Source organism: Methylobacterium sp. NFXW15 (genome assembly GCF_049887755.1).
In the GTDB taxonomy this organism is placed as follows: domain Bacteria; phylum Pseudomonadota; class Alphaproteobacteria; order Rhizobiales; family Beijerinckiaceae; genus Methylobacterium.
The window spans coordinates 350,216-372,933 of the sequence record NZ_JAGEKG010000005.1 but is presented as its reverse complement, the minus strand read 5'-3'; the positions used below and the strand labels follow the sequence as shown (position 1 = coordinate 372,933).

General features: G+C 68.2%; 24 protein-coding genes and 1 tRNA gene. 14 read left to right on the top strand and 11 right to left on the bottom strand.

Going from position 1 to position 22,718, the window contains the following annotated elements; genetic code table 11:
• Nucleotides 1–91 precede the first annotated feature (91 nt).
• A tRNA-Sec gene (locus J4O73_RS14365) sits at nucleotides 92–184 on the top strand.
• A gap of 80 nt (nucleotides 185–264) precedes the next feature.
• Here J4O73_RS14365 and J4O73_RS14360 read toward each other — a convergent pair.
• On the bottom strand, nucleotides 265–663 hold the full coding sequence (locus J4O73_RS14360) for a hypothetical protein (RefSeq protein WP_426218321.1): 399 nt from the start codon (nucleotides 661–663) through the stop codon (nucleotides 265–267).
• A gap of 166 nt (nucleotides 664–829) precedes the next feature.
• Here J4O73_RS14360 and J4O73_RS14355 point away from each other — a divergent pair, with 166 nt between their 5' ends.
• From J4O73_RS14355 to J4O73_RS14335, 5 genes are all read left to right on the top strand, one after another.
• The gene (locus J4O73_RS14355; protein WP_378972731.1) at nucleotides 830–1,066 is read left to right on the top strand and encodes a DUF4170 domain-containing protein; all 237 of its coding nucleotides are present in this window, start codon (nucleotides 830–832) and stop codon (nucleotides 1,064–1,066) included.
• Nucleotides 1,067–1,257: 191 nt separating this feature from the next.
• Nucleotides 1,258–2,202 carry a ribose-phosphate pyrophosphokinase gene (locus J4O73_RS14350; RefSeq protein WP_378972729.1) on the top strand — a complete coding sequence of 315 codons (945 nt, stop codon included), beginning with the start codon at nucleotides 1,258–1,260 and terminating at the stop codon, nucleotides 2,200–2,202.
• A gap of 382 nt (nucleotides 2,203–2,584) precedes the next feature.
• Nucleotides 2,585–3,133 carry a hypothetical protein gene (locus tag J4O73_RS14345; protein ID WP_426218318.1) on the top strand — a complete coding sequence of 183 codons (549 nt, stop codon included), beginning with the start codon at nucleotides 2,585–2,587 and terminating at the stop codon, nucleotides 3,131–3,133.
• Between the two features lie 197 nt (nucleotides 3,134–3,330).
• Nucleotides 3,331–4,041 carry a DUF1013 domain-containing protein gene (locus tag J4O73_RS14340; RefSeq protein ID WP_426218389.1) on the top strand — a complete coding sequence of 237 codons (711 nt, stop codon included), beginning with the start codon at nucleotides 3,331–3,333 and terminating at the stop codon, nucleotides 4,039–4,041.
• A 176-nt stretch (nucleotides 4,042–4,217) separates the two neighbouring features.
• Nucleotides 4,218–5,549 (top strand): serine protease, encoded by a 1,332-nt coding sequence (locus J4O73_RS14335; RefSeq protein ID WP_426218316.1) that lies wholly within the window; start codon nucleotides 4,218–4,220, stop codon nucleotides 5,547–5,549.
• Between the two features lie 15 nt (nucleotides 5,550–5,564).
• Here J4O73_RS14335 and J4O73_RS14330 read toward each other — a convergent pair whose 3' ends face one another.
• Together J4O73_RS14330 and J4O73_RS14325 are read right to left on the bottom strand one after the other, a co-directional pair.
• Nucleotides 5,565–5,720, bottom strand: a complete 156-nt coding sequence (locus tag J4O73_RS14330) for a hypothetical protein (protein ID WP_007563230.1) — start codon at nucleotides 5,718–5,720, stop codon at nucleotides 5,565–5,567.
• A gap of 121 nt (nucleotides 5,721–5,841) precedes the next feature.
• Nucleotides 5,842–6,879, bottom strand: coding sequence for a cysteine synthase A (locus J4O73_RS14325; RefSeq protein ID WP_426218313.1), 1,038 nt, complete (start codon nucleotides 6,877–6,879; stop codon nucleotides 5,842–5,844).
• 78 nt (nucleotides 6,880–6,957) lie between these two features.
• On the opposite strand from J4O73_RS14325, the gene J4O73_RS14320 reads away from it, so the two are divergent.
• Both J4O73_RS14320 and J4O73_RS14315 read left to right on the top strand, forming a co-directional pair.
• Entirely contained in the window at nucleotides 6,958–7,299 is a 342-nt protein-coding gene (locus tag J4O73_RS14320) for a nucleotidyltransferase family protein (protein ID WP_426218312.1), read from the top strand.
• The gene (locus J4O73_RS14315; RefSeq protein WP_426218310.1) at nucleotides 7,296–7,784 is read left to right on the top strand and encodes a hypothetical protein; all 489 of its coding nucleotides are present in this window, start codon (nucleotides 7,296–7,298) and stop codon (nucleotides 7,782–7,784) included. Before J4O73_RS14320 ends, J4O73_RS14315 begins: the two co-directional genes overlap by 4 nt.
• Before the next feature lie 10 nt (nucleotides 7,785–7,794).
• Here the strand turns inward: J4O73_RS14315 and J4O73_RS14310 are convergent, their stop codons facing one another.
• The 5 genes from J4O73_RS14310 to J4O73_RS14290 all read right to left on the bottom strand — a co-directional run bounded on the left by J4O73_RS14310 (nucleotide 7,795) and on the right by J4O73_RS14290 (nucleotide 12,167).
• Complete coding sequence (locus tag J4O73_RS14310) at nucleotides 7,795–8,778, bottom strand: sulfate/molybdate ABC transporter ATP-binding protein (RefSeq protein ID WP_426218309.1); 984 nt, start codon at nucleotides 8,776–8,778, stop codon at nucleotides 7,795–7,797.
• 58 nt (nucleotides 8,779–8,836) lie between these two features.
• Nucleotides 8,837–9,718 (bottom strand): sulfate ABC transporter permease subunit CysW, encoded by an 882-nt coding sequence (gene cysW, locus J4O73_RS14305; RefSeq protein WP_426218307.1) that lies wholly within the window; start codon nucleotides 9,716–9,718, stop codon nucleotides 8,837–8,839.
• Complete coding sequence (cysT, locus tag J4O73_RS14300; protein WP_426218305.1) at nucleotides 9,711–10,592, bottom strand: sulfate ABC transporter permease subunit CysT; 882 nt, start codon at nucleotides 10,590–10,592, stop codon at nucleotides 9,711–9,713. Before cysT ends, cysW begins: the two co-directional genes overlap by 8 nt.
• Before the next feature lie 22 nt (nucleotides 10,593–10,614).
• A complete protein-coding gene (locus J4O73_RS14295) occupies nucleotides 10,615–11,664 on the bottom strand; it encodes a sulfate ABC transporter substrate-binding protein (protein WP_426218303.1) in 1,050 nt (349 codons plus the stop codon).
• Nucleotides 11,665–11,963: 299 nt separating this feature from the next.
• Nucleotides 11,964–12,167 carry a hypothetical protein gene (locus J4O73_RS14290; RefSeq protein WP_426218301.1) on the bottom strand — a complete coding sequence of 68 codons (204 nt, stop codon included), beginning with the start codon at nucleotides 12,165–12,167 and terminating at the stop codon, nucleotides 11,964–11,966.
• Between the two features lie 169 nt (nucleotides 12,168–12,336).
• On the opposite strand from J4O73_RS14290, the gene J4O73_RS14285 reads away from it, so the two are divergent.
• The 5 genes from J4O73_RS14285 to fdhE all read left to right on the top strand — a co-directional run bounded on the left by J4O73_RS14285 (nucleotide 12,337) and on the right by fdhE (nucleotide 18,832).
• Nucleotides 12,337–12,669, top strand: coding sequence for a hypothetical protein (locus J4O73_RS14285; protein ID WP_426218299.1), 333 nt, complete (start codon nucleotides 12,337–12,339; stop codon nucleotides 12,667–12,669).
• 153 nt (nucleotides 12,670–12,822) lie between these two features.
• Complete coding sequence (gene fdnG, locus J4O73_RS14280) at nucleotides 12,823–15,903, top strand: formate dehydrogenase-N subunit alpha (RefSeq protein ID WP_426218297.1); 3,081 nt, start codon at nucleotides 12,823–12,825, stop codon at nucleotides 15,901–15,903.
• A gap of 15 nt (nucleotides 15,904–15,918) precedes the next feature.
• Entirely contained in the window at nucleotides 15,919–16,845 is a 927-nt protein-coding gene (gene fdxH, locus J4O73_RS14275; protein ID WP_426218295.1) for a formate dehydrogenase subunit beta, read from the top strand.
• Between the two features lie 108 nt (nucleotides 16,846–16,953).
• Entirely contained in the window at nucleotides 16,954–17,676 is a 723-nt protein-coding gene (locus J4O73_RS14270; protein WP_426218293.1) for a formate dehydrogenase subunit gamma, read from the top strand.
• Nucleotides 17,677–17,890: 214 nt separating this feature from the next.
• Nucleotides 17,891–18,832 (top strand): formate dehydrogenase accessory protein FdhE, encoded by a 942-nt coding sequence (gene fdhE, locus J4O73_RS14265; protein ID WP_426218291.1) that lies wholly within the window; start codon nucleotides 17,891–17,893, stop codon nucleotides 18,830–18,832.
• Nucleotides 18,833–18,929: 97 nt separating this feature from the next.
• On the opposite strand, the gene J4O73_RS14260 is transcribed toward fdhE, so the two are convergent.
• Both J4O73_RS14260 and J4O73_RS14255 read right to left on the bottom strand, forming a co-directional pair.
• Complete coding sequence (locus J4O73_RS14260; protein ID WP_426218289.1) at nucleotides 18,930–19,265, bottom strand: hypothetical protein; 336 nt, start codon at nucleotides 19,263–19,265, stop codon at nucleotides 18,930–18,932.
• 144 nt (nucleotides 19,266–19,409) lie between these two features.
• A complete protein-coding gene (locus J4O73_RS14255; RefSeq protein ID WP_426218287.1) occupies nucleotides 19,410–19,892 on the bottom strand; it encodes an SRPBCC family protein in 483 nt (160 codons plus the stop codon).
• 195 nt (nucleotides 19,893–20,087) lie between these two features.
• Between J4O73_RS14255 and J4O73_RS14250 the strand changes: the two genes are divergently transcribed.
• Entirely contained in the window at nucleotides 20,088–21,788 is a 1,701-nt protein-coding gene (locus J4O73_RS14250; RefSeq protein WP_426218286.1) for a lysine--tRNA ligase, read from the top strand.
• 15 nt (nucleotides 21,789–21,803) lie between these two features.
• Here the strand turns inward: J4O73_RS14250 and J4O73_RS14245 are convergent, their stop codons facing one another.
• Nucleotides 21,804–22,703: a transglutaminase family protein gene (locus J4O73_RS14245; protein ID WP_426218284.1), complete on the bottom strand. Its 900-nt coding sequence runs from the start codon at nucleotides 22,701–22,703 to the stop codon at nucleotides 21,804–21,806.
• Between the last annotated feature and the right edge of the window lie 15 nt (nucleotides 22,704–22,718).

The following is a 22,718-nucleotide window of genomic DNA, read 5'->3' as shown; positions in this document are numbered from 1 at the left end:
CTCAAGGGGCATTCCGGTCGCCTGCGTCCCACTGACGCCTCCGGGTCGTGGATCCTTGACCCTGCCCTTTGCCGCGAATAGGCCGGTCGGCGGAGGCGAACGGGGTCTGGTGGCCCTCCTGGTCTTCAAAACCAGCGGTACGCCAACAGCGTACGGTGGGTTCGATTCCCATCCGCTTCCGCCACTTCCCTTTCTTGCGAAAGGGTCTTCCGCCGACAAAGGGTTTTCCGCCGACGTGGATGCCGGTTCAGCGGAAGAAAACGCTTAGCGCCAGCCTTCGGCTCCTCCGCCCGGCAGTGCGCCCGCATCCATCCAATGGCAAACGGTCGTGTCCTTGACCGCCGCGCAATCGTAGGCGCGGCCGGCCAGCGTTACGCGATCGACGACGGAGCCGATCCTGTTGCGCGGCAGGGCGGCGCAGCCGAGATGGTCGGCCTTCGGGTCGTTCAGGGTCGCGGCGGCGGCGGCCGGGCCGCTTTGCATCAGCATCCGGTAATTGGCGACCGAGGGGCAGGCGATGACCGGCGCAGCCGGGGCCTTGGCCGCTTTCTCGGCCTGCGCCTTCTCGGCGGGCTTCAGCTTCGGTACCGGCTGGCCGGAGGCGGGCAGGACCGGGATCAGGCCCGCGACGAGGAGAAAAAAGAGCGGAGACGGACGGCTCATGGCGGCGATCCTATCACGCCCAGGCCCGTCCGCATGCCCCCCGTGCGGTGGCGGATGTCCTGCAAGGCTTGACGCTCCCAGCGCCGGATGCGACCGCACGTCCTGGGAACGGCCCCCGGAACACCTGCGAATCGGCCTCGGGCCGGGGCCCGCGACAGGAGTGACCATGGCCACGACCATCGAGAGCGATCAGCGGCTCCATCTCGTCTTCGGCGGCGAGCTCGAGAATCTCGACGGCGTCCGCTTCCGCGACGTCAAGGGCCTCGACATCGTCGGCATCTACCCGGATTACGCCTCCGCCCAGGCGGCGTGGCGCGCCAAGGCGCAGGCGACGGTCGACAGCGCGCAGACCCGCTATTTCGTGGTGCATCTGCACCGGCTTCTGGAGCCGGTGCCGGCTTGAGGCCACGCCTCGGACGCGTAGCTCCGTTGGGTAGCCTTCGCGTCAAGGCGAGTGTGCGAAGGTGCCAAGCAGGCATTGTGACAGTTGAGCCTCGCTGATATGAGCCTCGGCCGTCATGGATCTGCCCCGGCACCCGCGGGGCGGAAGCCGCGGCCGTGCAGTGTGCGCGGGCCGCGTACGGGCGGGACAGCATGAGTTCCTCGATCAAGATCGTCGCCGGCAACGCGAGCCGGCCCTTGGCCGAGGCCATTGCCGCCTATCTCGAATTGCCGCTGGCCAAATGCATGGTCCGGCGCTTCGCCGACATGGAGATCTTCGTCGAGCTGCAGGAGAACGTCCGCGGCGAGGACGTGTTCATCGTCCAATCGACCTCGTTCCCCGCGAACGACCATCTCATGGAATTGCTGATCATGATCGACGCCGCGCGCCGGTCGTCGGCGCGGCGCATCACGGCGGTGATCCCCTATTTCGGCTATGCCCGGCAGGACCGGCGCACCTCCGGCCGCACCCCGATCTCGGCCAAGCTTGTCGCCAACCTCATCACCGAGGCGGGTGCCGACCGCGTCCTGACCCTCGACCTGCATGCGGGCCAGATCCAGGGCTTCTTCGACATCCCCACCGACAACCTCTTCGCCGCGCCGGTGATGGTGCGCGACATCAAGGAGCGGATGCCCTCCGAGGACCTGATGGTGGTCTCGCCGGATGTCGGCGGCGTGGTGCGCGCCCGCGTGGTCGCCAAGCGCATCGATGCGCCGCTGGCCATCGTGGACAAGCGCCGCGAGCGGCCGGGCGAATCCGAGGTGATGAACATCATCGGCGACGTGCGCGGCCGGTCCTGCATCCTCGTGGACGACATCGTGGATTCCGGCGGCACCCTGGTGAACGCGGCCGAAGCCCTGCTCAATGCGGGGGCCAAGGATGTCTCGGCCTACATCACCCACGGGGTGCTCTCCGGCGGCGCGGTCTCGCGCATCGCCGCCTCGCGGATGAAGGAACTGGTGATCACCGATTCGATCCAGCCGACCCAGGCGGTGAAGCTGGCTCGCAACATCCGGGTGATGTCGATCGCGCCGCTGCTCGGCGAGGCCATCGGGCGCACTGCGACCGAGGCGAGCGTCTCGACCCTGTTCGACTGACCGTTGGGATTTTTGTCGCAGTTCTGCCTGCGGCAAACTGATCTATTTTTCTCCCCCGGCGGCCAAGCCGCGGGAGGCGGCAATTCCCAAGCGCATCGTCGGAATTCACGGGCTCGCCAACAAGCCTCCCCGCGAGGAGAAGGCGGGCTGGTGGGCTGATGCGATTCGCGAAGGCCTGGCCCGCAACCTCGGCCGGGACGACCCGGTCTCCCTCGATTTCGTCTACTGGGCTGACCTGCGCTACCCCGAACCCCTGCGTGATGGGGACAATCGCGAGCCCTATCGTCCCGATGACGGGCTGGGGCCGTTCCCCTCGCCGTCCGGCGAGCCGGAGCGGCGCAAGCCGACCCTGACCGACCGTCTCTATCGTGGCCTGTCCCGGTTGGAGGAAGCGTGGGGCCGGACGCCCCTCGACGACACGATTCTCGAATATCGCCTGGACGACCTGTGGGGCTATCACGACGATCCGGCCTTCCGGCTCGCGGCGCGTGATCGCCTGCGGGACGCGCTCCAGCCGCATCGCGGCACCTCGATCCTGCTCGCGGCCCATTCCATGGGCGGCCTGATCGCCTACGACGTTCTGCGGCTCGCCGAGCGCGACGGCTCCGTGCCGGGGCCGGTCCACCTCGTTACCCTCGGATCGCCCTTCGGGCTCGCGGAGATCCGCATGCGGCTGGCGTCCGAGCACGGCGACCTGCGCGTGCCCGACAGCCTCTCCGCCTGGACCAACCTGATGGACCGGAACGACATCGCCACGGTGGGCGAGGATCTGGCCGATACCTTCGCCCCGAACGCGTCCGGGACGAGGATCCGCGACGTGCCGGTGATCAACGCCTACCGCGCGCCTGACGGCCACGAGAACACCCATAAGTCCTACGGCTACCTGCGCACGCCGGAATTCTCCCGGATCGTGGCGGAGTTCCTGGGCTAGAGCCGTTTGGCCGTTCGGCACCCCTCGATCGGCCCGCTGAGGATCCAGTGCCCGATTGCGCCTCCGGGGACCGCCGCCTATAATGCCGCCATCCCCCATTGCCAGCGTGAGACGGGTCTTCTCCGGGATGTCCATCCGGAGCCCGCGGACCGATGCCCGGCCCGACCCGCTTTCGCCTGTTGGAGCCGCGTGAAGAGATGTCCCAGGGTCCGCTGATGCCCAAGGCGACCGCCGTTTGGCTGGTCGAAAACACCTCCCTGTCGTTCGAGCAGATTGCCGAGTTCTGCAAGCTGCACCCGTTGGAGGTGAAGGGCATCGCCGATGGCGAGGTCGCGGCGGGCATCAAGGGCCTCGATCCGATCACCACCAACCAGCTCACCCGCGACGAGATCGAGAAGGCGCAGAAGGCGCCGCACTACCGGCTCAAGGCCGCCGTCTCGAAGGTGAAGCTGCCGGAGGTGAAGCGCACCACCAAGGGTCCGCGCTACACCCCCCTGTCCCGCCGCCAGGACCGGCCGAACGCCATCCTCTGGCTGCTGCGCAACCATCCGGAGCTGAAGGACTCGCAGATCATTCGCCTCGTCGGCACGACGAAGTCGACGATCCAGCAGATCCGCGAGCGCACCCACTGGAACTCGGGCTCGCTTCAGCCGCTCGATCCGGTGACGCTCGGCCTCACCACTCAGATCAACCTCGATTTCGAGGTTCAGAAGGCGGCGGCGGACCGTCCGGCGGCCCTGGCTGCCGAGGGCGGCGCCTCGCTCCTGCCCACCGAGGTCTCGACCCAGCGCGAGCCGGAGCACGACGAAGACGAGCATCGCGGCGGCCGGGATGAAAAGCTCGACGCGGATTCGGTCTTCGCCAAGCTCAAGGGCCGTCACCAGGACGAGGACGACGACGAGGACTAGTTCACGGCGAGCCCCCGGCCTGATGGCATCAGGCCGGGGGCTCCAGGTCTCGTTCCAACCCGCCTCTCGCGCCGAATTGGCATCCACGTCGACGGAGGGCGCTCGAGCCCTGGCGCGGCGGCGGAGGCTCTGCCACCCTGTCCTCCGGATTCGGATCGCCGACCGGGGAGAGCAGCGTGCGGGGCATCGGGCGCATCGGAGGGGCGGTGGTCCTGGCCCTGCTGGGACAGGGCGGGGCCGCCTTCTCCCAGGGCAAGCTCGCTCCGCCGAGCCCCGCCGCTCCCAAAGCCGCCGACCCGGTCTTCGAGGCCGCCCGCTCCGCCTTCGAGCCCCTGCCCGAGGCCGAGCGAAAGGCGCTGCAGGATGCGCTGGTCTGGACGGGAGATTTCAACGGCGTCGTCTCCGGCAGCTTCGGCCGCCGCACCTTCGAGGCGGTCCAGGCCTTCGCAGCCCGCACCCGTCTCGCCGATCCCGCGAGCGCCGAGGCCAGGGCGGCGATCCGCCAAGCGGGCGAGACGGCCCGCAAGGCCGCGCGCTTCCGCATCGAGGCCGATCCCGTGAGTGGTGTGACGGTCGGCGTGCCCGAGGCACTGCTCACCCGCCGCACCGCCCTCCCCTCCGGGACCCGCTGGCAGAGCGCGGATGGCAGGGTGACCCTGGAGACCCGTGCCTATCCGCCGGACTCCGAAACCCTGGAGGGGCTGTTCGAGCGAGCCACCGCCCCGATCAACGGGCGCCGGGTGACCTACCGCCTGCAGAAGCCGGATTTCTTCGTCGTCACGGCCGAGACCGCGACCGGTTCGTCCTACACCCGCTACGCGACCGGCCCTCAGGGCGTTCGCGGCTTGCTGATCGGCTACGACAAGGCTTTGTCCGGCGAGGTCGGACGCCTCGTGATCGCGATGGCGAATGCCTTCGATCCGTTCCCGGCGGCGGCGTCCGCAGCCGCCGTCCCCTCCAAGCCTGTTCAACTCAAGCCTGCGCCACAGGCTCCATCTTCCCTCCCCGCCGCGGCCGTGCCGATCGCGGCCACCGGCCTCGCCGTGGCCCCGGGCAGGGTGCTGGCCGTCGTGCCGGAGGGCTGTGCCGGGGTCATCGCGCGCGATCCGTCGGGCCTCGCGCTGGTGGCTGTCGCGGGCGCACGGCCCGCGCCGCTCATCCTCGCGGGCGGGCTCGCGGAGGGAGCCGTCGTCGCCCTCGCGGCGGGGGCGCAGGGCGTATCCGCCGTGCCGGGGACGGTGACGCGGGAGCGGGTGACGGCGCCGCTTCAGCCGGGCTCCGCCGGGGCGCCCCTCTTCGACGGCCAGGGCCATTGGGCCGGGCTCGTCGGGGCCTATCCCAACGCGCCGCGCCTCGTGGCGGGGATCGCTCCGCCGATGAGCCTGCCGGTGGTCCCGGTGGGGCGGGTCTCGGCCTTCCTGGCGAGCCAGGGCATCGCCCTTGCCGGGGCGGCGACGGCGGGCGCCGCCGAGGCTTGGCCCGCCGTGACGGGCCTCACTTGCCAGTGAGGCCCGGATTTCAGGTCAGAGGCGACCGGTCACGAGCAGGACGATCAGCACGATGAGCAGGATGCCGCCGAGACCGAAGCCCGGTCCGCGATAAGCGCCGCCGCCGAGAAAGCCGCCGCCGCCGAAGGCGAGGATGATCAGGATGATGAGGAGAATGGTAACGAGGGACATGATCGCGGTCTCCGAACGGTCGCGGTTGGCGAGCGTGACCGTCCAAACGCCGCGGCAATTCGTTCCGTTCAGGCCGTTGCGCAGTTTTTTGTGAGTCGGCTCCCGGATGAGCCGACCGACCTCACGCGTGCCAGTCCGGCAAGGGCGGTGCGGGGGCGTTCAGCCAGCCCGGAACGGGGAGGCCGCGCTCCGTCAGGAAGGCCGGATTGAACAGCTTCGAGGCGTAACGCGCCGCCCCGTCGCAGAGGATCGTCACGATGGTGTGGCCCGGCCCGAGTGCGCGGGCGAGGCGGATCGCACCCGCAACGTTGATGCCCGACGACCCGCCGAGCGACAGGCCCTCTTCGCGCATCAGCCCGAAGACGATCTCCAGCGCCTCGGTGTCGGGGATGCGGAAGGACAGGTCCGGCCGGAATCCGTCGAGGTTGCCGGTGATCCGGCCCTGACCGATCCCCTCGGTGATCGACGAGCCTTCGGCCTTGAAGGCCCCGGTGGTGAAGCCCGCATACAGCGCCGAGCCCTCGGGGTCCGACAGGGCGATCGTCATGCCGGGTTTGCGGGCGCGCAGGGCCTGCGCGACCCCGGCCAATGTCCCCCCGGTCCCGGCGGCGCAGACGAAACCATCGACGCCGCCGCCGGTCTGCTCCCAGATCTCCGGTCCGGTGCCGTCGATATGGGCCCGGCGGTTGGCCGCGTTGTCGAACTGGTCGGCGAAGAAGGCCCCCGCCTCGTCCCGCTCCGCCAGCGCCTCCGCGAGGCGGCGGGCGACGTGGACGTAGTTGTTCGGGTTGGCGAAGGGCACGGCAGGCACTTCCACGAGGCGGGCGCCCGCCAGCCGCAGGGTCTGCTTCTTTTCTTCGGATTGGGTCTCGGGGATGACGATCACCGTGCGGTAGCCGCGCACCGAGGCCACCAGGGCGAGCCCGATCCCGGTATTGCCCGCCGTGCCCTCCACGATGGTGCCGCCGGGCCGGATCAGCCCGCGCGCCTCGGCGTCCCGCACGATGGAGAGCGCTGCCCGGTCCTTCACCGATAGACCGGGATTGAGGAACTCCGCCTTGCCCAGGATCTCGCAGCCGGTCTCCTCGGAAGCCCGGCGCAGGCGGATCAGCGGCGTGTTCCCGATCGCGGAAAGGATGTCGGGATAAACGTGGGACACGGGTTGGGGCTCCGATGGGGGGACGTCGCGATTCGGTCAGGATGAGGGTATAAGGGCGTCAGCCCGATCGACTCCACCATGACGACCGATCCAAGCCTCATCACTCTCCCTGCGCGCAAGGCGGCCGAGCAAGCTCGTCGCATCCGGGCCGCCGAGGCGATGGTGGCACGGATGCGCGCCTATGCCGATCGCGAAGGGGGGGGCTTCTGGGTGTTCGGCTCCTTCGTGACGGGGCGCATGAGTCACGACAGCGATCTGGACATCATGATCGATTTCCCCCCCGCCGGACGCCGGGCAGCCTGGGAGTTCCTCGAAGACCTCTCGGCCGAACACGGTTTGGCGGTGGATGTCTTCGAGCGGGCCACGACGAAGCCTGCCTTCGTTGCCCGCGTCGAGGCCGACGGGTTGCGTCTGCCGTGACCGACGCGCGCTGGCTCGATATCGAGGACGACCTCGGGGCGGCGATCCGCCATTTCCGCAATGCGGCTCGTCTCTACGATGCCGGGGGGTTCGACGAGCCCGATCTCGACGGCTACAGGGCGCGGATGGGCCTCCAGCACGCGATGCAGGCCGGTTACACCTCCCTCGAAGGCGGGCTTCACCGTATCCTCGATATCCTCGGCGAGGATGGACCGACCGGCCCGAACTCCCATGCAGATCTCATCCGCCGGGCATCTCGTCCGGTCGATCTGCCCGACCGGAGCAGGCCCGCGATCCTCACGCCCGAGGTGGCTGCGGATGCCGACGAGGCGCGACGTTTCCGCCATCGTGCGGCACACGACTACGACAACTTCCTGCCGGAGCGTGCAGCCCCCTCGATCGAGGCCGCGCGACGGCTCGCGCAAACCCTCGCACCCTGCATTCGCCTGTTCAGGGACCGGATCGATCCCCCCGCGGAGGGGTAAGGTCGAACCCTCACCCGAACACGTAACCCCCATTGATCCGCAAGCCCACGGGATGCCCGGCGGCGTAGCGGATGCCGTCGAAATCCTCCACGGCGAGGATCTGGCCGCCGGCCTCCTCGACCTCAATGCGCTGACGGCCCTGACTGCGATAGGAGGAGCGAACCGTGCCCGAGAGATGGGCGGCCTCCAGCTCCACGAGCTGGAGCTGCCACGGGCGCACATAGAGCTTCACCGGGCCGATGATTCCGGCCGGAGCCGTGACCGGGGTCTCCCGGCCGCGGACGAGGACGCGCCCGCCCTCCGCGAGCGCCTCGACCTCGACGGAATCGCCGAGGAACTTCAGCACCGTGGCGGAGACCGGGTTCTCCTGCACCTCGTCCGGGGTGCCGACCTGCTCCAGACGGCCCTTGTCGAGGACGGCGACCCGGTCGGACAGTTCCAGCGCCTCGTCCTGGTCGTGGGTCACGAAGATCGTGGTCTGGCCGGTGCGGTCGTGGATCTCACGCAGCCAGCGGCGCAGATCCTTGCGGACCTGGGCGTCCAGCGCGCCGAAGGGCTCGTCCAGCAGAAGGACGCGGGGCTCCACGGCCAGGGCCCGGGCGAGCGCCACGCGCTGCCGCTGGCCGCCGGAGAGCTGCGACGGGTAGCGGTCGCCGAAGCCCGAGAGGCGGATCAGGTCGAGCAGATCGCCGACCCGGCGCTTGATCTCGGCCTTGGCCGGGCGGTCCGCCCGGCGGCGGGCGTTCAGGCCGTAGGCGATGTTGTCGGCCACGCTCATGTGCTTGAACAGGGCATAATGCTGGAACACGAAGCCGACGGCCCGCTCCTGCACGGCGAGATCGGTCGCATCGTCGCCCCCGAACAGGATGCGCCCGCGATCCGGCGCGTCGAGCCCGGCGATGATGCGCAGGAGCGTCGTCTTGCCCGAGCCCGAGGGGCCGAGCAGGCCGAGCAACTCGCCCGCCCGCACGTCGAGGCTGAGGTCGTGCAGCACGGCGGCCGTGTCGAAGGTCTTCGAGACGTTCTCGACACGGATCGCCGTGGAGGCGCGCTCAGTGCTTCCGGCCCGCGGCGAGCTCGCCGGCGTAGCGCCATTCCAGGACGGATTTGACGACGAGTGTGACAAGGGCGAGGGCTGCGAGGAGCGAAGCGACACTGAAAGCGGCGACGAAGTTATACTCATTGTAGAGGATCTCCACGTGGAGAGGCATGGTGTTCGTCAGCCCCCGGATATGGCCGGAGACGACCGAGACCGCGCCGAACTCACCCATCGCGCGGGCATTGCAGAGAAGGACGCTGTAGAGCAGGCCCCAGCGGATGTTGGGCAGCGTCACCGTGCGGAACGCATGCCAGCCCGAGGCGCCGAGCGTCAGGGCCGCCTCCTCCTCGGACGAGCCCTGCTCCTGCATCAGCGGGATCAGCTCTCGGGCGACGAAGGGGAAGGTGACGAAGATCGTCGCCAGCACGATGCCCGGCAGCGCGAACAGGATCTGGATGTTGTGCGCCTGCAGCCACCCGCCGAACAGGCCCTGGCTGCCGAAGAGCAGCACGTAGATCAGCCCCGAGACGACCGGTGAGACCGAGAAAGGCAGGTCGATCAGGGTGATCAGGAATGCCTTGCCGGAGAACTCGAACTTGGCGATCGCCCAGGAGGCGGCGACACCGAAGACGAGGTTGAACGGCACGGCGATGGCCGCCACGGTCAGGGTCAGGCGGATGGCCGAGAGGGCGTCCGGCTCGCGGAAGGCCGCGAGATAGGCCGAGACGCCGTGACTGAGCGCCTGCACGAACACCGCCGCCAGCGGCAGCACGAGGAACAGGGCGAGAAAGGTGATCGCGATTCCGATGAGGAGCGCGCGCACCCCCGCCCCCTCCCCTGCGACGGGGGCGGGCCGGTGCGACGGCGTACGGACGGGGGAGAAGATCTCAGACATAGCCGAACCGCTTCCGCGACCAGGACTGGATCAGGTTGATCGCCAGCAGCGTCAGGAACGAGATCCCGAGCATGATCGTCGCGATCGCCGCCGCCCCGCCGTAATCGAACTCCGAGAGCTTGATGACGATCAGCAGGGGCGCGATTTCCGACACGTAGGGCAGGTTGCCCGCGATGAAGATCACCGAGCCGTATTCCCCGACGCCCCGGGCGAAGGCCAGGGCGAAGCCGGTGAGCACGGCGGGGATCAGCGGCGGCAGAACCACCTTGAACAGGGTCGAGCGGCGGGTGGCGCCGAGCGTCGCGGAAGCCTCCTCGACCTCCTTGTCGATCTCGGCGATCAATGGCTGCACCGTCCGCACTGCGAAGGGCAGGCCGACGAAGGTCATGGCCACGAACACGCCGAGCGGCGTGTAGGCGACCTGGATGCCGAGGCGGTCCAGCGGCGCGCCGATCAGCCCGTCGGGGGCGTAGAGCGAGGCCAGCGCGATGCCTGCCACGGCGGTCGGCAGGGCGAAGGGCAGATCGACGGCGGCATCGACGATCTTGCGGCCGGGGAATTCGTAGCGGGTCAGCACCCAGGCGACGATGAAGCCGAAGAAAGAGGCCACGAAGGCCGAGAGCAGCGACACGCCGAAGCTGAGCTTCAAGGCGCTCGCCACGCGCGGATCGCTCGCCACGTCCCAGATGCCGGCGATGCCGAGCCCGGAGGCGCGCGCCACCAGGGCCGCGAGTGGCAGGAGCACCACCAGCCCGAGACAGGCGAGCGTGTAGCCGAAGCTCAGGCCGAAGCCGGGCAGCACGCTCGGGCGGCGGAAGCGCCAGCCCGGGCGGGGGGGAGCCCCCGCCTCGGCGGGGGCGAGGGTCGATGCCATCGCGGTGAACTCTTTGGCTGTTTTAGCGGCCGGCGCGGCTCAGGCGGTCGAACAGGCCGCCGGAATCGAAGTTCTTGGCCTGGATATCGTCCCAGGAGCCCTGGAGATCCTCGATCTTGAACAGCTTCACCTCCGGCAGTTTGGCGCCTGCGGCGGCTTCTGCCTTGAACGGGCGATAATGGTGCTTGGCGAAGATCGTCTGCGCCTCGTCCGTGTAGAGGTAATCCAGATAGGCCTGCGCGACCTTGGTCGTGCCCTTGCGGTCGGCATTGCCGGGTACGAGCGCCACGGGGGGCTCGGCGTAGATCGAGGTCGGCGGCACCACGATGTCGAAATTCTCGGCGCCGAATTCCTGCAGCACGAGGTAGGCCTCGTTCTCCCAGGTGGGCAGCACGTCGCCGAGCTTGCGCTGGGCGAAGGTCACGGTGGAGCCGCGCGCGCCCGTGTCGAGAACGGGCACGTTCTTGTAGAGCTTGCCGACGAACTCCTCGGCCTTGGCCGTGTCCTTGTCCTGGCCGTAGGCGTAGCCCCAGGCGGCAAGGAAGTTCCAGCGCCCGCCCGCCGAGGTCTTGGGATTCGGGGTGATCACCTTCACGTCGGGCTTGGCGAGGTCCGGCCAGTCCTTCACGCCCTTCGGGTTGCCCTTGCGCACGAGGAACACCACCGTCGACGTGTACGGCAGCGACTCGTTCGGCAGCTTGGTCCGCCAGTCGGTGGGTATCTTCTTCGTCAGCTTGGCGATGGCGTCGATGTCGGAGGGGATGCCCAGCGTCACCACGTCGGCATCGACCCCGTCGATCACCGTCCGGGCCTGGGCCCCCGAGCCGCCATGGGAGGCGCGCACGGTGAGATCCTCACCGGTCTTGGCCTTCCAGCTCTTGGCGAAGGCGTCGTTGATCTCGCGGTACAGCTCGCGCGTCGGATCGTAGGAGACGTTGAGGATCGCCGTCTGCGCCCGCGCCGGGTGGGCTGCGACGCCGAGCGCGAAGGCACCGAGCAGGGCGAGGCAGCCGGCCCGGCGGAATCCGGCGAAGGCGCCCGTCCGCGTCGTCGAAAGCCACACCATCCGCATCCGTCCCTCCGGCCCAAGCCCGGACCACAATCCGGGAAACGACGGAGAGTTCGTTCTTTCTATCGAACGAAGTCAAGGGAACGAGAGGCGCGCTCCGAGCCTTCGACTGGCCCAAGGCCCACCATGCAGGAGGAAACAGGCCTCATCACGATGGGCAGAAAACACGGTCTTCTCCGGCTTCGGCTGAAGCCAGATGAAAAGTCTCGTACGAGGCGGGTTGAAAGAAAGAACGATCTTATGTGCGCTGGCGCACGGGGAAATGGGGTAGGCGGACAGGATTCGGGAGCTGCGAGGCGGCCTCAGCCGGTCGACTTGTCGAGCTTGGCCAGCAAGGCTTCCAAGTGCTCGTCCACGGGCGCCGACAGGGTATCGGCGTAATGGCCACGCAGGGTCTGCCCGAGATGGCGGCGGACGGTGGCGTTGAGCGGCGGCGCGGCTGACGGATCCAGACCCTGGCCGGACTCGGCTTTTCCTTTGGGCCGGTCGGCATTCGTCTCTGACATGGCGGCGGGTCTCGCGCGGGGACTCAGGACGTACTCAAGGCCCAACGATGGCATTCCTTGGTTAACGGGGTCTCACCGCGCCACGCTCCTCGCCCGTGGCGAAGTAGGCCGGAACTGGCCGGACTCGGCGACGTTGGCCGGGACGTTTCGAGATCCTCCGGAGTTGATCGTGCCGCGCCTTCCCCTCGCCCTCGCCTGCTTCATTCTCGCGGCCTGCCCCGCCTTCGCCCAGACCAAGCCCGGCGAGATCAAGGGCGTAGACGCGATGGGCGACAAGTCCCGCAGCGCCCAGGACGGCTGGAGCCAGGCCCCCGTGCCGCGTGAGGAATCCGCCGCGAAGGACGCGCCCAATCCCGGCGGTCGCTCCATCGAGGAAAACAAGGACCGTCCGGTCCCCGCCGCCAACCCCACGGGTACGCCCGCCACGGAGCCGCAAGCCCCCCTGGAGCACCGGGTGCCGAGCCCCTCCGGCAGCAACCCGGCGGTTCCCGCAAAGCCATAAAAGTCGCGCTGCGGCAAGGGATTAAGGGACCATGAAAATCGTGGGTCGCGGCACCGAAAGAATCGCGATCCGTGTCAGCGGACCGCACTTGCCTTGTGCGCCATTCTCTGGGACAGGTTCGAATTATACCAGTGTAGGAGAAGGGGGGCGGACATGACAGTCCAGGTCTCCCGGCGCGGCCTGTTGAAGGGTGTCGGTGCCGGACTTGCAGGAGGATCCCTCGGGGCCCTCGGATTCGGCGGGTTGCAACCCGCCATGGCCGCCGCCGTGCGGCCCTTCAAGCTCGCGCAGATGCGCGAGACCCGCAACACCTGCCCCTATTGCTCGGTGGCCTGCGGCGTCATCCTCTACAGCCTCGGCGACCGGTCGAAGAACGCCCGCTCGTCGGTGATGCACATCGAAGGTGATCCGGACCATCCGGTGAACCGGGGCACCCTGTGCCCGAAGGGTTCGGCCCTGCTGGACTTCGTCCATGCCGAAACCCGCACCAAGTATCCGCTCTACCGGGCGCCAGGCACCTCCGAGTTCAAGCGCGTCTCCTGGGACTTCGCCCTGGACCGGATCTCCACCCTCCTGAAGGAGGACCGGGACCGGAACTTCCTGGCCAAGAACGGCGACCTCACGGTCAACCGCTGGACCACGACGGGCTTCCTCGGGGCCTCGGCCACCACCAACGAAACCGCTTGGATGACCTACAAGGTGGTCCGAAGCATGGGGGCCCTGGTCTTCGACAACCAGGCCAGAGTTTGACACGGTCCGTCGGTCGCCAGTTTGGCGCCCTCCTTCGGACGCGGTGCGATGACCAACCTTTGGATGGACATCAAGCACGCGGACGTCATCACTGTGATGGGCGGCAATGCCGCCGAAGCTCACCCCTGCGGCTTCAAGTGGGTCGTCGAGGCGAAGGCGCATAACAACGCCAAGCTCATCGTCGTGGACCCGCGCTTCACCCGCACGGCGTCGGTGGCCGATCTCTACTGCCCGATCCGGCAGGGGACGGACATCGCGTTCCTGTCGGGCGTGGCGAAGTACCTGCTCGACAACGACAAGCTCCAGCACCGCTACGTGAAGGCGTTCACGAACGCCGGCTACGTCGTGCGCGAGGGCTACGACTTCCAGGAAGGCCTGTTCGCCGGCTACGACGCGGACAAGCGCGACTACGACAAGACCACCTGGGATTACGAGATCGGCCCCGACGGCTACGCCGTGGTCGACGAGACGATGCAACACCCGCGCTGCGTGATGCAGCTCCTGAAGAAGCACGTCTCGCTCTACACCCCGGAGATGGTCGAGAAGATCTGCGGTTCGCCTAAGGAGACCTTCCTCAAGGTCTGCGAGCTGATCGCGTCGACCTCGTCGCCGGATCGGGTGATGACCTCGCTCTACGCCCTCGGGTGGACGCACCACTCGAAGGGGTCGCAGAACATCCGCTCGATGTGCATCGTGCAGACCCTGCTCGGGAACATCGGCATGCTCGGCGGCGGCATGAATGCGCTCCGCGGCCACTCCAACATCCAGGGGCTGACCGATATCGGGCTGATGAGCAATCTCATCCCCGGCTATCTCAACATCCCCGTGGAGAAGGAGCCCGACTACGCGAGCTACATCGCCAAGCGGCAGTTCAAGCCGCTGCGTCCGGGACAGACGAGTTACTGGCAGAACTACAACAAGTTCTTCGTCTCGTTCCAGAAGGCGATGTGGGGCGACAAGGCTCAGAAGGAGAACGACTGGGCCTACGACTACCTGCCCAAGCTCGACGTGCCGACCTACGACGTGTTGCGTGGGTTCGAGCTCGCCAAGCAGGGCAAGATGACGGGCTACGTCATCCAGGGCTTCAACCCCCTGCTGTCGTTCCCGAATCGTGCGAAGATGACGGAAGCCTTCTCCAAGATGAAGTTCATCGTGGTGATGGATCCGCTCAAGACCGAGACGGCCCGGTTCTGGGAAAACCACGGCGAGTACAATCCCGTGGACCCGGCCAAGATCCAGACCGAGGTCTTCGAACTGCCGACCACCCTGTTCGTCGAGGAGGAGGGCTCCCTCTCCAACTCGTCGCGCTGGCTGCAATGGCACTGGCAGGCGCAGGACGCGCCGGGCGAGTGCCGCTCGGACATCGAGATCATGGCGGAGATCCATCTCCGCATGAAGGCACTGTACGAGAAGGACGGGGGCGCGTTCCCCGATCCGATCGTCAACCTGACCTGGAACTACGCGGTCCCGGATGCGCCGACGCCGACCGAGCTCGCTCGCGAGCTCAACGGCTACACGGTCGCCCCGACCACCGACCTGAACGGGGCGCCGCTCCCGGCCGGGCGGCAGGTGGACGGCTTCGCGCAGCTCAAGGACGACGGCTCGACGGCCTGTGGCTGCTGGATCTATTCCGGCTGCTACACGGAGAAGGGCAACATGATGGCCCGCCGGGACAACACCGATCCCGGCGACAAGGGCATCGCCCCGAACTGGGCCTTCGCGTGGCCGGCCAACCGCCGCGTGCTCTACAACCGCGCCTCCTGCGACGCGGACGGCAAGCCGTGGTCGGAGAAGAAGAAGCTCATCGAGTGGAACGGCAAGCAGTGGGTCGGCTTCGACGTGCCGGACTACGGCGTGACCGTGGCGCCCGATAAGGGCGTCGGCCCCTTCATCCTGAACCAGGAGGGCGTCGCCCGCCTGTGGACCCGCGGTCTCATGCGCGACGGGCCGTTCCCGACGCACTACGAGCCCTTCGAGTCCCCGGTGCAGAACGTCGCCTTCCCGAAGATCAAGGGCGCACCTGCGGCCCGCATCTTCAAGGACGACCTGGCCGATCTCGGCGACGCGAAGGAATTCCCCTACGCGGCGACGAGCTACCGCCTGACCGAGCACTTCCACGGGTGGACCAAGCACGCCCGGATCAACGCGATCCTCCAGCCGGAGGCCTTCGTGGAGATCTCGGAAGAGCTTGCCAAGGAGAAGGGCATCGAGAAGGGCGGCTGGGTCCGCGTCTGGTCGAAGCGCGGCTCCCTGAAGGCCAAGGCCGTGGTCACCAAGCGCATCAAGCCGCTGATCTGCGACGGGAAGCCGGTCCACGTGGTCGGTATCCCGCAGCACTGGGGCTTCATGGGCCACACCAAGAAGGGATGGCACCCGAACTCGCTGACACCCGTCGTCGGCGATGCCAACACCGAGACGCCGGAGTTCAAGGCCTGGCTCGTGAATATCGAGCCGACCACTCCGCCCTCGGATGCGGTCGCGTAAGGGGGAGCATGCATCATGGCTGACTACAGCTCCCTCGACATCCGCCAGCGCTCCGCCTCCACGGAGACGCCGCCGGAGATCCGCCGCCAGGTGGAGGTCGCCAAGCTCATCGACGTGTCGAAGTGCATCGGCTGCAAGGCCTGCCAATCGGCATGCGAGGAGTGGAACGACCTGCGCGACGATGTGGGCGTCAACACGGGCACGTATCAGAACCCCCACGACCTCACGCCGAAGTCGTGGACCCTGATGCGGTTCACTGAGTACGAGAACCCCGAGACCCAGAACCTCGAATGGCTGATCCGTAAGGACGGCTGCATGCACTGCACGGAGCCGGGCTGCCTCAAGGCGTGCCCGTCCCCGGGCGCGATCGTGCAGTACTCCAACGGCATCGTCGACTTCATCGAGGAGAACTGCATCGGCTGCGGCTATTGCGTGAAGGGCTGCCCCTTCAACATCCCGCGCATCAGCCAGACCGACCACAAGGCGTACAAGTGCACCCTGTGTTCGGACCGGGTGGCGGTGGGTCAGGCTCCGGCCTGCGCCAAGGCCTGCCCGACCGGCTCAATCATGTTCGGCACGAAGCAGGCGATGATCGACCAGGCGCATTCGCGCGTGGAGGATCTGAAGTCCCGCGGGTTCGAGCATGCCGGTCTCTACGATCCGGCCGGCGTCGGCGGCACGCACGTCATGTACGTGCTGCACCACAACGACAAGCCGAGCCTCTACGCGGGCCTGCCGAACGATCCGAAGATCTCTCCCCTCGTCGCCTTCTGGAAGGGCGGGGCCAAGGTGTTCGGTCTGGCGGCCATGGGCTTCGCGGCGGTCGCGGGCTTCTTCCACTACGTCACGGCCGGTCCGAACGAAGTGGCGCCCGAGGAAGAGGAAGAGGCGGCCGAGATGGCCAAGTCCCGTCGCGGCAGCGGCGAGGCGCGGCCTCACTGATGAAACCGGGTGGGATGCCGGGGTTCGCTCCGGCATCCCGCAGGGCTCGACCCTGCCCCCGCAAAAGGGACGTTCCCTTTTGAAACCCATGATTTCCGGGTGAAACCGATGACCACTCCCAGCGACATCCGTGATGGCGAGACCCGCCCGCTCCACCTCGACAAGGGCGGCGCGCCGGAGGTCATCTACGTTCCGCGCTATACCGGCCTGCAGCGGGTGAACCATTGGATCACCGCGATCCTGTTCACCCTTCTGACCTTGTCGGGCTTGGCGATGTTCTCGCCCTACCTGTTCTCGCTCACGGGCCTGTTCGGCGGCGGTCAGGCGACGCGTGCCATCCATCCGTGGTTCGGCGTGGCGCTGGCGGTGAGCTTCGTGTTCCTGTTCGTGCGCTTCTGGAAGCTCAACATCCCCAATAAGGACGATGTCGAGTGGTCGAAGCGCATCGGCGACGTCGTGACCAACCGCGAGGATCGCCTGCCGGAACTCGGCAAGTACAATGCCGGGCAGAAGATGGTGTTCTGGGGCCAGACCGCCCTGATCGCCGTGATGCTCGTCTCCGGCCTGATGATCTGGAACACCTATTTCGGTGGCCTCACCACCATCGAGACCCAGCGCTGGGCGCTGCTCGCCCACTCGCTCGCGGCGGTCATCGCCATCGCGATCATCGTGGTGCACATCTATGCCGGCATCTGGGTGCGCGGCACCGGCCGGGCCATGGTCCGCGGCACCGTCACCGGGGGCTGGGCCTATCGCCACCATCGCAAGTGGTTCCGCCAGCTCGCGGGCGGCAACGTCCGCAAGGGCCCGGTCGACAAGCGGGGGTCGTAGGGACTTCCCTCCCCTCGCCGTCATTGCGAGCGCAGCGAAGCAATCCAGGGAAGCGCCACGTCCTTCGATGTCGCGCCGCCCTGGATTGCTTCGTTAAGGCTCGCAATGACGGACGAACTGTCTTGCGCGGACACGAGACGAGAAGGTTTCACCCGTGGTTCGGTTCTTCAAGCGCGGCGCCAAGGCGTCTGAGACGGCGTCGAAAGATGACGTCGTGCCCGCGCCCCAGAAAAAGTCCTTCGACGAGATCAAGCCCGATCCCGACAAGATCGGCATTTCCGGCTCGGTACCCTTCGTGCGCCTGCCGGAGCCGGGATCCCTGTTCCAGGCGCGGGCCGAGCGGTTGCTCGCCCTGGCGCCGGGCCACCCGCTGGAAGCCTATCTGCGCCTCGTGGCCGAGGTCGCCCGCGCGCAGAGTGTGGTCCAGGCCGACCGCGCCACAGCCGGCTGGGACGTGACCGATCCGGACGAGGCGGGACGAGCTGTGCGTGTCGAGCACGGCATGCCGCCGCTGTCGCGCCATGTGATCGAGGCCGATCCGAGCTTCCAAGAGGCCCTCGAGGGCTTGCTCCAGGCCCTCGACCTCTCGGCGGCACCGGAGGAAGCGCGAGCCGCTCAGGCCGCCCTGCAAGCGGCGTCGCGGGAAGACCGCCTCGATCTTGCGGTGCAGGTCTTCGAGGGAGCGATCCCCGTGGAGCGCGTGGCCGAGTGCCTGTTCGTCTCGGCGGCTTTGCAGGTCTGCCTCGCCCGCCGGGCGGCGCGGCTCGACGCCAAGGCCCTGAAGCCGGTGGCGGACGGCGTCTGCCCCTGCTGCGGCGGTGCGCCGACCGCGAGCGTGATCGTCTCGTGGACCCCGGCGGACAAGGCCCGCTACCTCAGCTGTTCGCTCTGCGGCACGCTCTGGAACCACGTCCGCATCCGCTGCACCGCCTGCGGCGACGGCGAGAGCGTCAGCTACTACGGGATCGACGAAGTGTCGAAGGACGTGCAGGTCGAGACCTGTACGTCCTGCCACAGCTACCTGAAGCACCTGCACCAGCATCGCGCCCCCGCCCTCGACCCGGTGGCCGACGACATCGCCTCCTACGGGCTCGATCTGAAGATCACCGAGGAGGGATTCAGGCGCGCCGGGCTGAACCTGCTGTTCGTGGTCTGACGGCCACGTCCGGCGATCATCCCTTGCTCGCCCTCCTTCGAGGTTGCTTCGCAGTACCTCAGGAGGAGGGCGCGACGGGGAAGCGCCTGTCTGAGCCCTACCGGTAGCCGTAGCGGCTCTTGGCGGCGGCGAGCTGGCCGCGGGCCTCGCCCTCGCGGCCGGCGGCGCAGGTCTCGGCGGCGCGCGCGAGATCCGCGTCGAACCGGTCCCCGACAGCCTTGTTGAGATTTTCCGTGGCCACGTCGCTGGCGACGATGGCGCGGGTGCGGGCGATCTCGGGGCCGCAGCCGGTGCCCGTGGGCAGCACGGGCGGCGCGGGCGGGCCGCCGACGGGGACGACGGGCTCGCGCACCTTCGCCGAGGACTGGCAGCCCGCGAGGGCGGCGGCGGCGATCAGGACGAGGCAGAAACGGGACGCGGCCACGGCTGTCATTCCTTCGCGCCGGGATGCGCCGACGCAGCGAACGGGTTGTGAGCCGAGCGTGGCCTTGGGTCAATCGAGGCGCGGCCTTGGGTCAATCGAGGCGCGGCCCCCCGCTCCACCGAAGCGGAGCGGCGGGCCGCGACCGGACTTGGCTTACTTCGACTTGTCGGCGATCGCCTTCAGGCCGGAATCGTAGATGCCCTGGATGGCATCCTTGGCGACGCTGTCCGGGGCGCCCTTGGCGTTGAAGTTACCGGTCCAGGTCACCTTGGAGCCCTGGCCGTCCGGGGCCACCGAGAGCGTGGACTTGTAGTCGGAGACCGGGAGCGGGCTCTCCAGGATGGTGTAGGTGTAGCTCATCACCTTGTCGTCGCGGGAGAGCTGCTCTTCCTTGATCGCGCCGCCGCCCTTCAGGCTCAGCAGGCGGACCTTCTTGCCGTCCATCTCGGAGGGCGTGCACTTCTCGACGGCCGGATGCCAATTTCCGATGCCGCAGAAATCGCCGATCGTCTGCCAGACTTTGGCCGGGGGCGCCGCGACGGTGGTCGACCGCTCGAGGTCGATCGCATGGGCCGGGGCGGCGGCGGTGAGGGCGAGAGCCGCGATGGCGAGGGTGCGGCGGTTGAGGATGAACATGCAGGCAGTCTCCGTCCGTTTGAATGCGCGGCGCGGGCCGCGGGGCTTTCTCTGGCCGGGGCTGACGTAGGTGAATTCTCCGCTCCGGCAATGGGGTTCGGGCTGATCCGCGACCGAAGGCGTTCCGCCGCGTCACGTTTCCCGGTATGGGAGCGTCTTCCCGTACCCTGCCGAATCCTCTCGAACCCGGACATCATGGCCGCCGCCCCGCCCGCCCTCACCCTCGACCCCGGCCTGATCGAGGCCGCCGCCAGCGCCGCCGCATGGCCCTTCGAGGAGGCGCGCAAGCTCGTCGCCCGGGTTAAGAAACTCGGCAAGAACGAGGTGCTGTTCGAGACCGGCTACGGTCCCTCGGGCCTGCCGCATATCGGCACCTTCGGCGAGGTGGCCCGCACCTCCATGGTGCGCCACGCCTTCCGGGTGCTCACGCGGGACAGCGTGCCCACCCGGCTGATCGCCTTCTCGGACGACATGGACGGCCTGCGCAAGGTGCCGGACAACGTGCCGAACCGGGAGTTGCTGGCCGCCCATCTCAACCAGCCACTGACCAAGGTGCCCGATCCGTTCGGTACCCATGACAGCTTCGGCGCGCACAACAACGCGGAACTGCGCCGCTTCCTCGATGCGTTCGGGTTCAGTTACGAATTCCGCTCGGCCACCGAGTGCTATCGCGCGGGTCTGTTCGACGCGACGCTGATGCGCGTGATGGAACGCTACGACGCGGTGATGGAGATCATGCTCCCGTCGCTGCGCGCCGAGCGCTCGGCGAGCTACTCGCCCTTCCTGCCGCTCCACCCCGTCACCGGCCACGTGATGCAGGTGCCGATCGATGAGGTGCGCGCCGACAAGGGCACCATCGTCTGGCGCGACCCCGCGACGGGCGAGGCCTACGAGACCCCGGTGACCGGCGGCCATGCCAAGCTGCAATGGAAGCCCGACTGGGCGATGCGCTGGGTGGCGCTCGGCGTCGATTACGAGATGGCCGGCAAGGACCTGATCGACTCGGTGAAGCTCTCGGGCAAGATCGCCAGGGCGCTCGGCGGCGAGCCGCCGGAGGGCTTCAACTACGAGCTGTTCCTCGACGAGAAGGGCCAGAAGATTTCGAAGTCGAAGGGCAATGGCCTGACGATCGATGAATGGCTGAAGTACGGCACGCCGGATTCGCTGGCGCTGTTCATGTACAACAAGCCGCGCGAGGCCAAGCGCCTGTTCTTCGACGTGATCCCGCGTCACGTCGATGAATATATCGGTTTCCTCGACCGTTATGCGGGGCAGGATCCGAAGAACCGCCTCGGCAACCCGGTTTGGCATCTCCATGCGGGCAACCCGCCGGAGCCGGAGAAGGTCGAGGGCGCGAGCCTGACCTTCGCCATGCTCCTGAACCTCGCGGCCGTGGCCAACACCGAGGATCCGGCGGTGCTGTGGGGCTTCATCCGCCGCTACGCGCCCACCGTCGGGCCGGAGAGCCATCCGGGTCTCGACCGGCTGGTCGGCCACGCCCTCAAGTACTTCTCGGATTTCGTCCGTCCGGCCAAGACCTACCGGGAGCCGACGCCCGAGGAGCGGACAGCCCTGGAAGACCTCCATACGGTGCTCGGCGAGCATCTCGGCTCGACCGATCCGGAGGCGTTGCAGGCGGCGGTCTACGAGGTCGGGCGTCGGCACTTCCCGGACCTGTCCGGCAAGGCCAAGAGCCCGGATGGGCGGCCCGGCGTGTCGCAGGCGTGGTTCACGAGCCTGTACAACGTGCTGTTCGGCGAGGCGCGGGGGCCGCGCTTCGGCTCCTTCGTGGCCCTCTACGGCGTCGAGGAGACCCGCGTGCTCATCGCCAGGGCGCTCTCGGGTGAGCTGATCGCCGAGCACGCAGCCTTCACCGGCGGCGCGGCCCGGGCGTAATCGCCGCCTCGCCCCTCACCCGACCAGCGCCAGATCCTGCATCTCGGTCTCGGGGATGACGTCCACCTCGACCTTGAGGCGTTGGCGGCCCGAGCCGGTGACGATGCCATCGACGGGGGCCACGTCGCCGTAATCGCGGCCCTGGGCCACGGTGATGTGGTCGTCCTGCACGGCGCAGGAATTGGTCGGGTCGAGCCCGTGCCACGCGTCTCCGCACCAGACGGCGACCCAGGCATGGCTCGCGTCGGCGCCGCGCAGGCGCGGCTGGCCGGGCGGCGGCACGGTGCGCAGGTAGCCACTGACATAGGCGGCTGGAAGGCCCATGCCGCGCAAGGCGGCAATCATCACATGGGCGAAGTCCTGGCAGACGCCGGCCCGGCCGGCGAAGGCCTCGGCCAGCGGCGTATGCACGTTCGTCGCCTTGGAGTCGAAGCGGAAATCCGCCCGGATGCGCCGCATCAGGTCATGGGCCGCACCGTAGGCGCTGCGCCCGGAGACGAAGCTCGGGCGGGCGTAATCGGTCACCTCGCGCAGCAGGGGCACGCGATCGCTCGGAAATAGGAAATGCACCGGCGCCCGCCCCGACAGGTCGCGCGAGACGAGGGCGCCGTCGCGCACCGCCTCCCACGGGGTGCCCCCCTCCGGTGGCGGCGGGGGACGGCGTTCGACCCGCACCGTCGATAGGGCCTCGACGCAGAATGTCGTGTGCGGCGCCTCGATCGTGATCGCCAGGGCCTCGATCCCGAAATAATCGCGCCGGGTCACCGCCGTGGCCGGGCTCGGATCGATGGTGACTGCGCTCGACAGCAGGGCCTGCCCATCCCCGTCCATCGGCTTGAGGCGCAGGGAGCAGCGGGCGAAGCTCACCGCCCGGCCATACCGGTAGGTCGTGCGGTGCCGCAGGGTGTAGATCATGCCACGCATCCGGCC

What these genes read in the sequence shown, in the direction of transcription:
- J4O73_RS14255 (WP_426218287.1), bottom strand. Translation starts at nt 19,892, where the DNA reads ATGTTCATCCTCAACCGCCGCACCCTCGCCATCGCGGCTCTCGCCCTC.
- J4O73_RS14340 (WP_426218389.1), top strand. Translation starts at nt 3,331, where the DNA reads ATGTCCCAGGGTCCGCTGATGCCCAAGGCGACCGCCGTTTGGCTGGTC.
- J4O73_RS14355 (WP_378972731.1), top strand. Translation starts at nt 830, where the DNA reads ATGGCCACGACCATCGAGAGCGATCAGCGGCTCCATCTCGTCTTCGGC.
- J4O73_RS14320 (WP_426218312.1), top strand. Translation starts at nt 6,958, where the DNA reads ATGACGACCGATCCAAGCCTCATCACTCTCCCTGCGCGCAAGGCGGCC.
- J4O73_RS14250 (WP_426218286.1), top strand. Translation starts at nt 20,088, where the DNA reads ATGGCCGCCGCCCCGCCCGCCCTCACCCTCGACCCCGGCCTGATCGAG.
- J4O73_RS14245 (WP_426218284.1), bottom strand. Translation starts at nt 22,703, where the DNA reads ATGATCTACACCCTGCGGCACCGCACGACCTACCGGTATGGCCGGGCG.
- cysT (WP_426218305.1), bottom strand. Translation starts at nt 10,592, where the DNA reads ATGGCATCGACCCTCGCCCCCGCCGAGGCGGGGGCTCCCCCCCGCCCG.
- fdxH (WP_426218295.1), top strand. Translation starts at nt 15,919, where the DNA reads ATGGCTGACTACAGCTCCCTCGACATCCGCCAGCGCTCCGCCTCCACG.
- J4O73_RS14270 (WP_426218293.1), top strand. Translation starts at nt 16,954, where the DNA reads ATGACCACTCCCAGCGACATCCGTGATGGCGAGACCCGCCCGCTCCAC.
- J4O73_RS14360 (WP_426218321.1), bottom strand. Translation starts at nt 663, where the DNA reads ATGAGCCGTCCGTCTCCGCTCTTTTTTCTCCTCGTCGCGGGCCTGATC.
- J4O73_RS14290 (WP_426218301.1), bottom strand. Translation starts at nt 12,167, where the DNA reads ATGTCAGAGACGAATGCCGACCGGCCCAAAGGAAAAGCCGAGTCCGGC.
- J4O73_RS14260 (WP_426218289.1), bottom strand. Translation starts at nt 19,265, where the DNA reads ATGACAGCCGTGGCCGCGTCCCGTTTCTGCCTCGTCCTGATCGCCGCC.
- J4O73_RS14330 (WP_007563230.1), bottom strand. Translation starts at nt 5,720, where the DNA reads ATGTCCCTCGTTACCATTCTCCTCATCATCCTGATCATCCTCGCCTTC.
- J4O73_RS14350 (WP_378972729.1), top strand. Translation starts at nt 1,258, where the DNA reads ATGAGTTCCTCGATCAAGATCGTCGCCGGCAACGCGAGCCGGCCCTTG.
- J4O73_RS14295 (WP_426218303.1), bottom strand. Translation starts at nt 11,664, where the DNA reads ATGCGGATGGTGTGGCTTTCGACGACGCGGACGGGCGCCTTCGCCGGA.
- cysW (WP_426218307.1), bottom strand. Translation starts at nt 9,718, where the DNA reads ATGTCTGAGATCTTCTCCCCCGTCCGTACGCCGTCGCACCGGCCCGCC.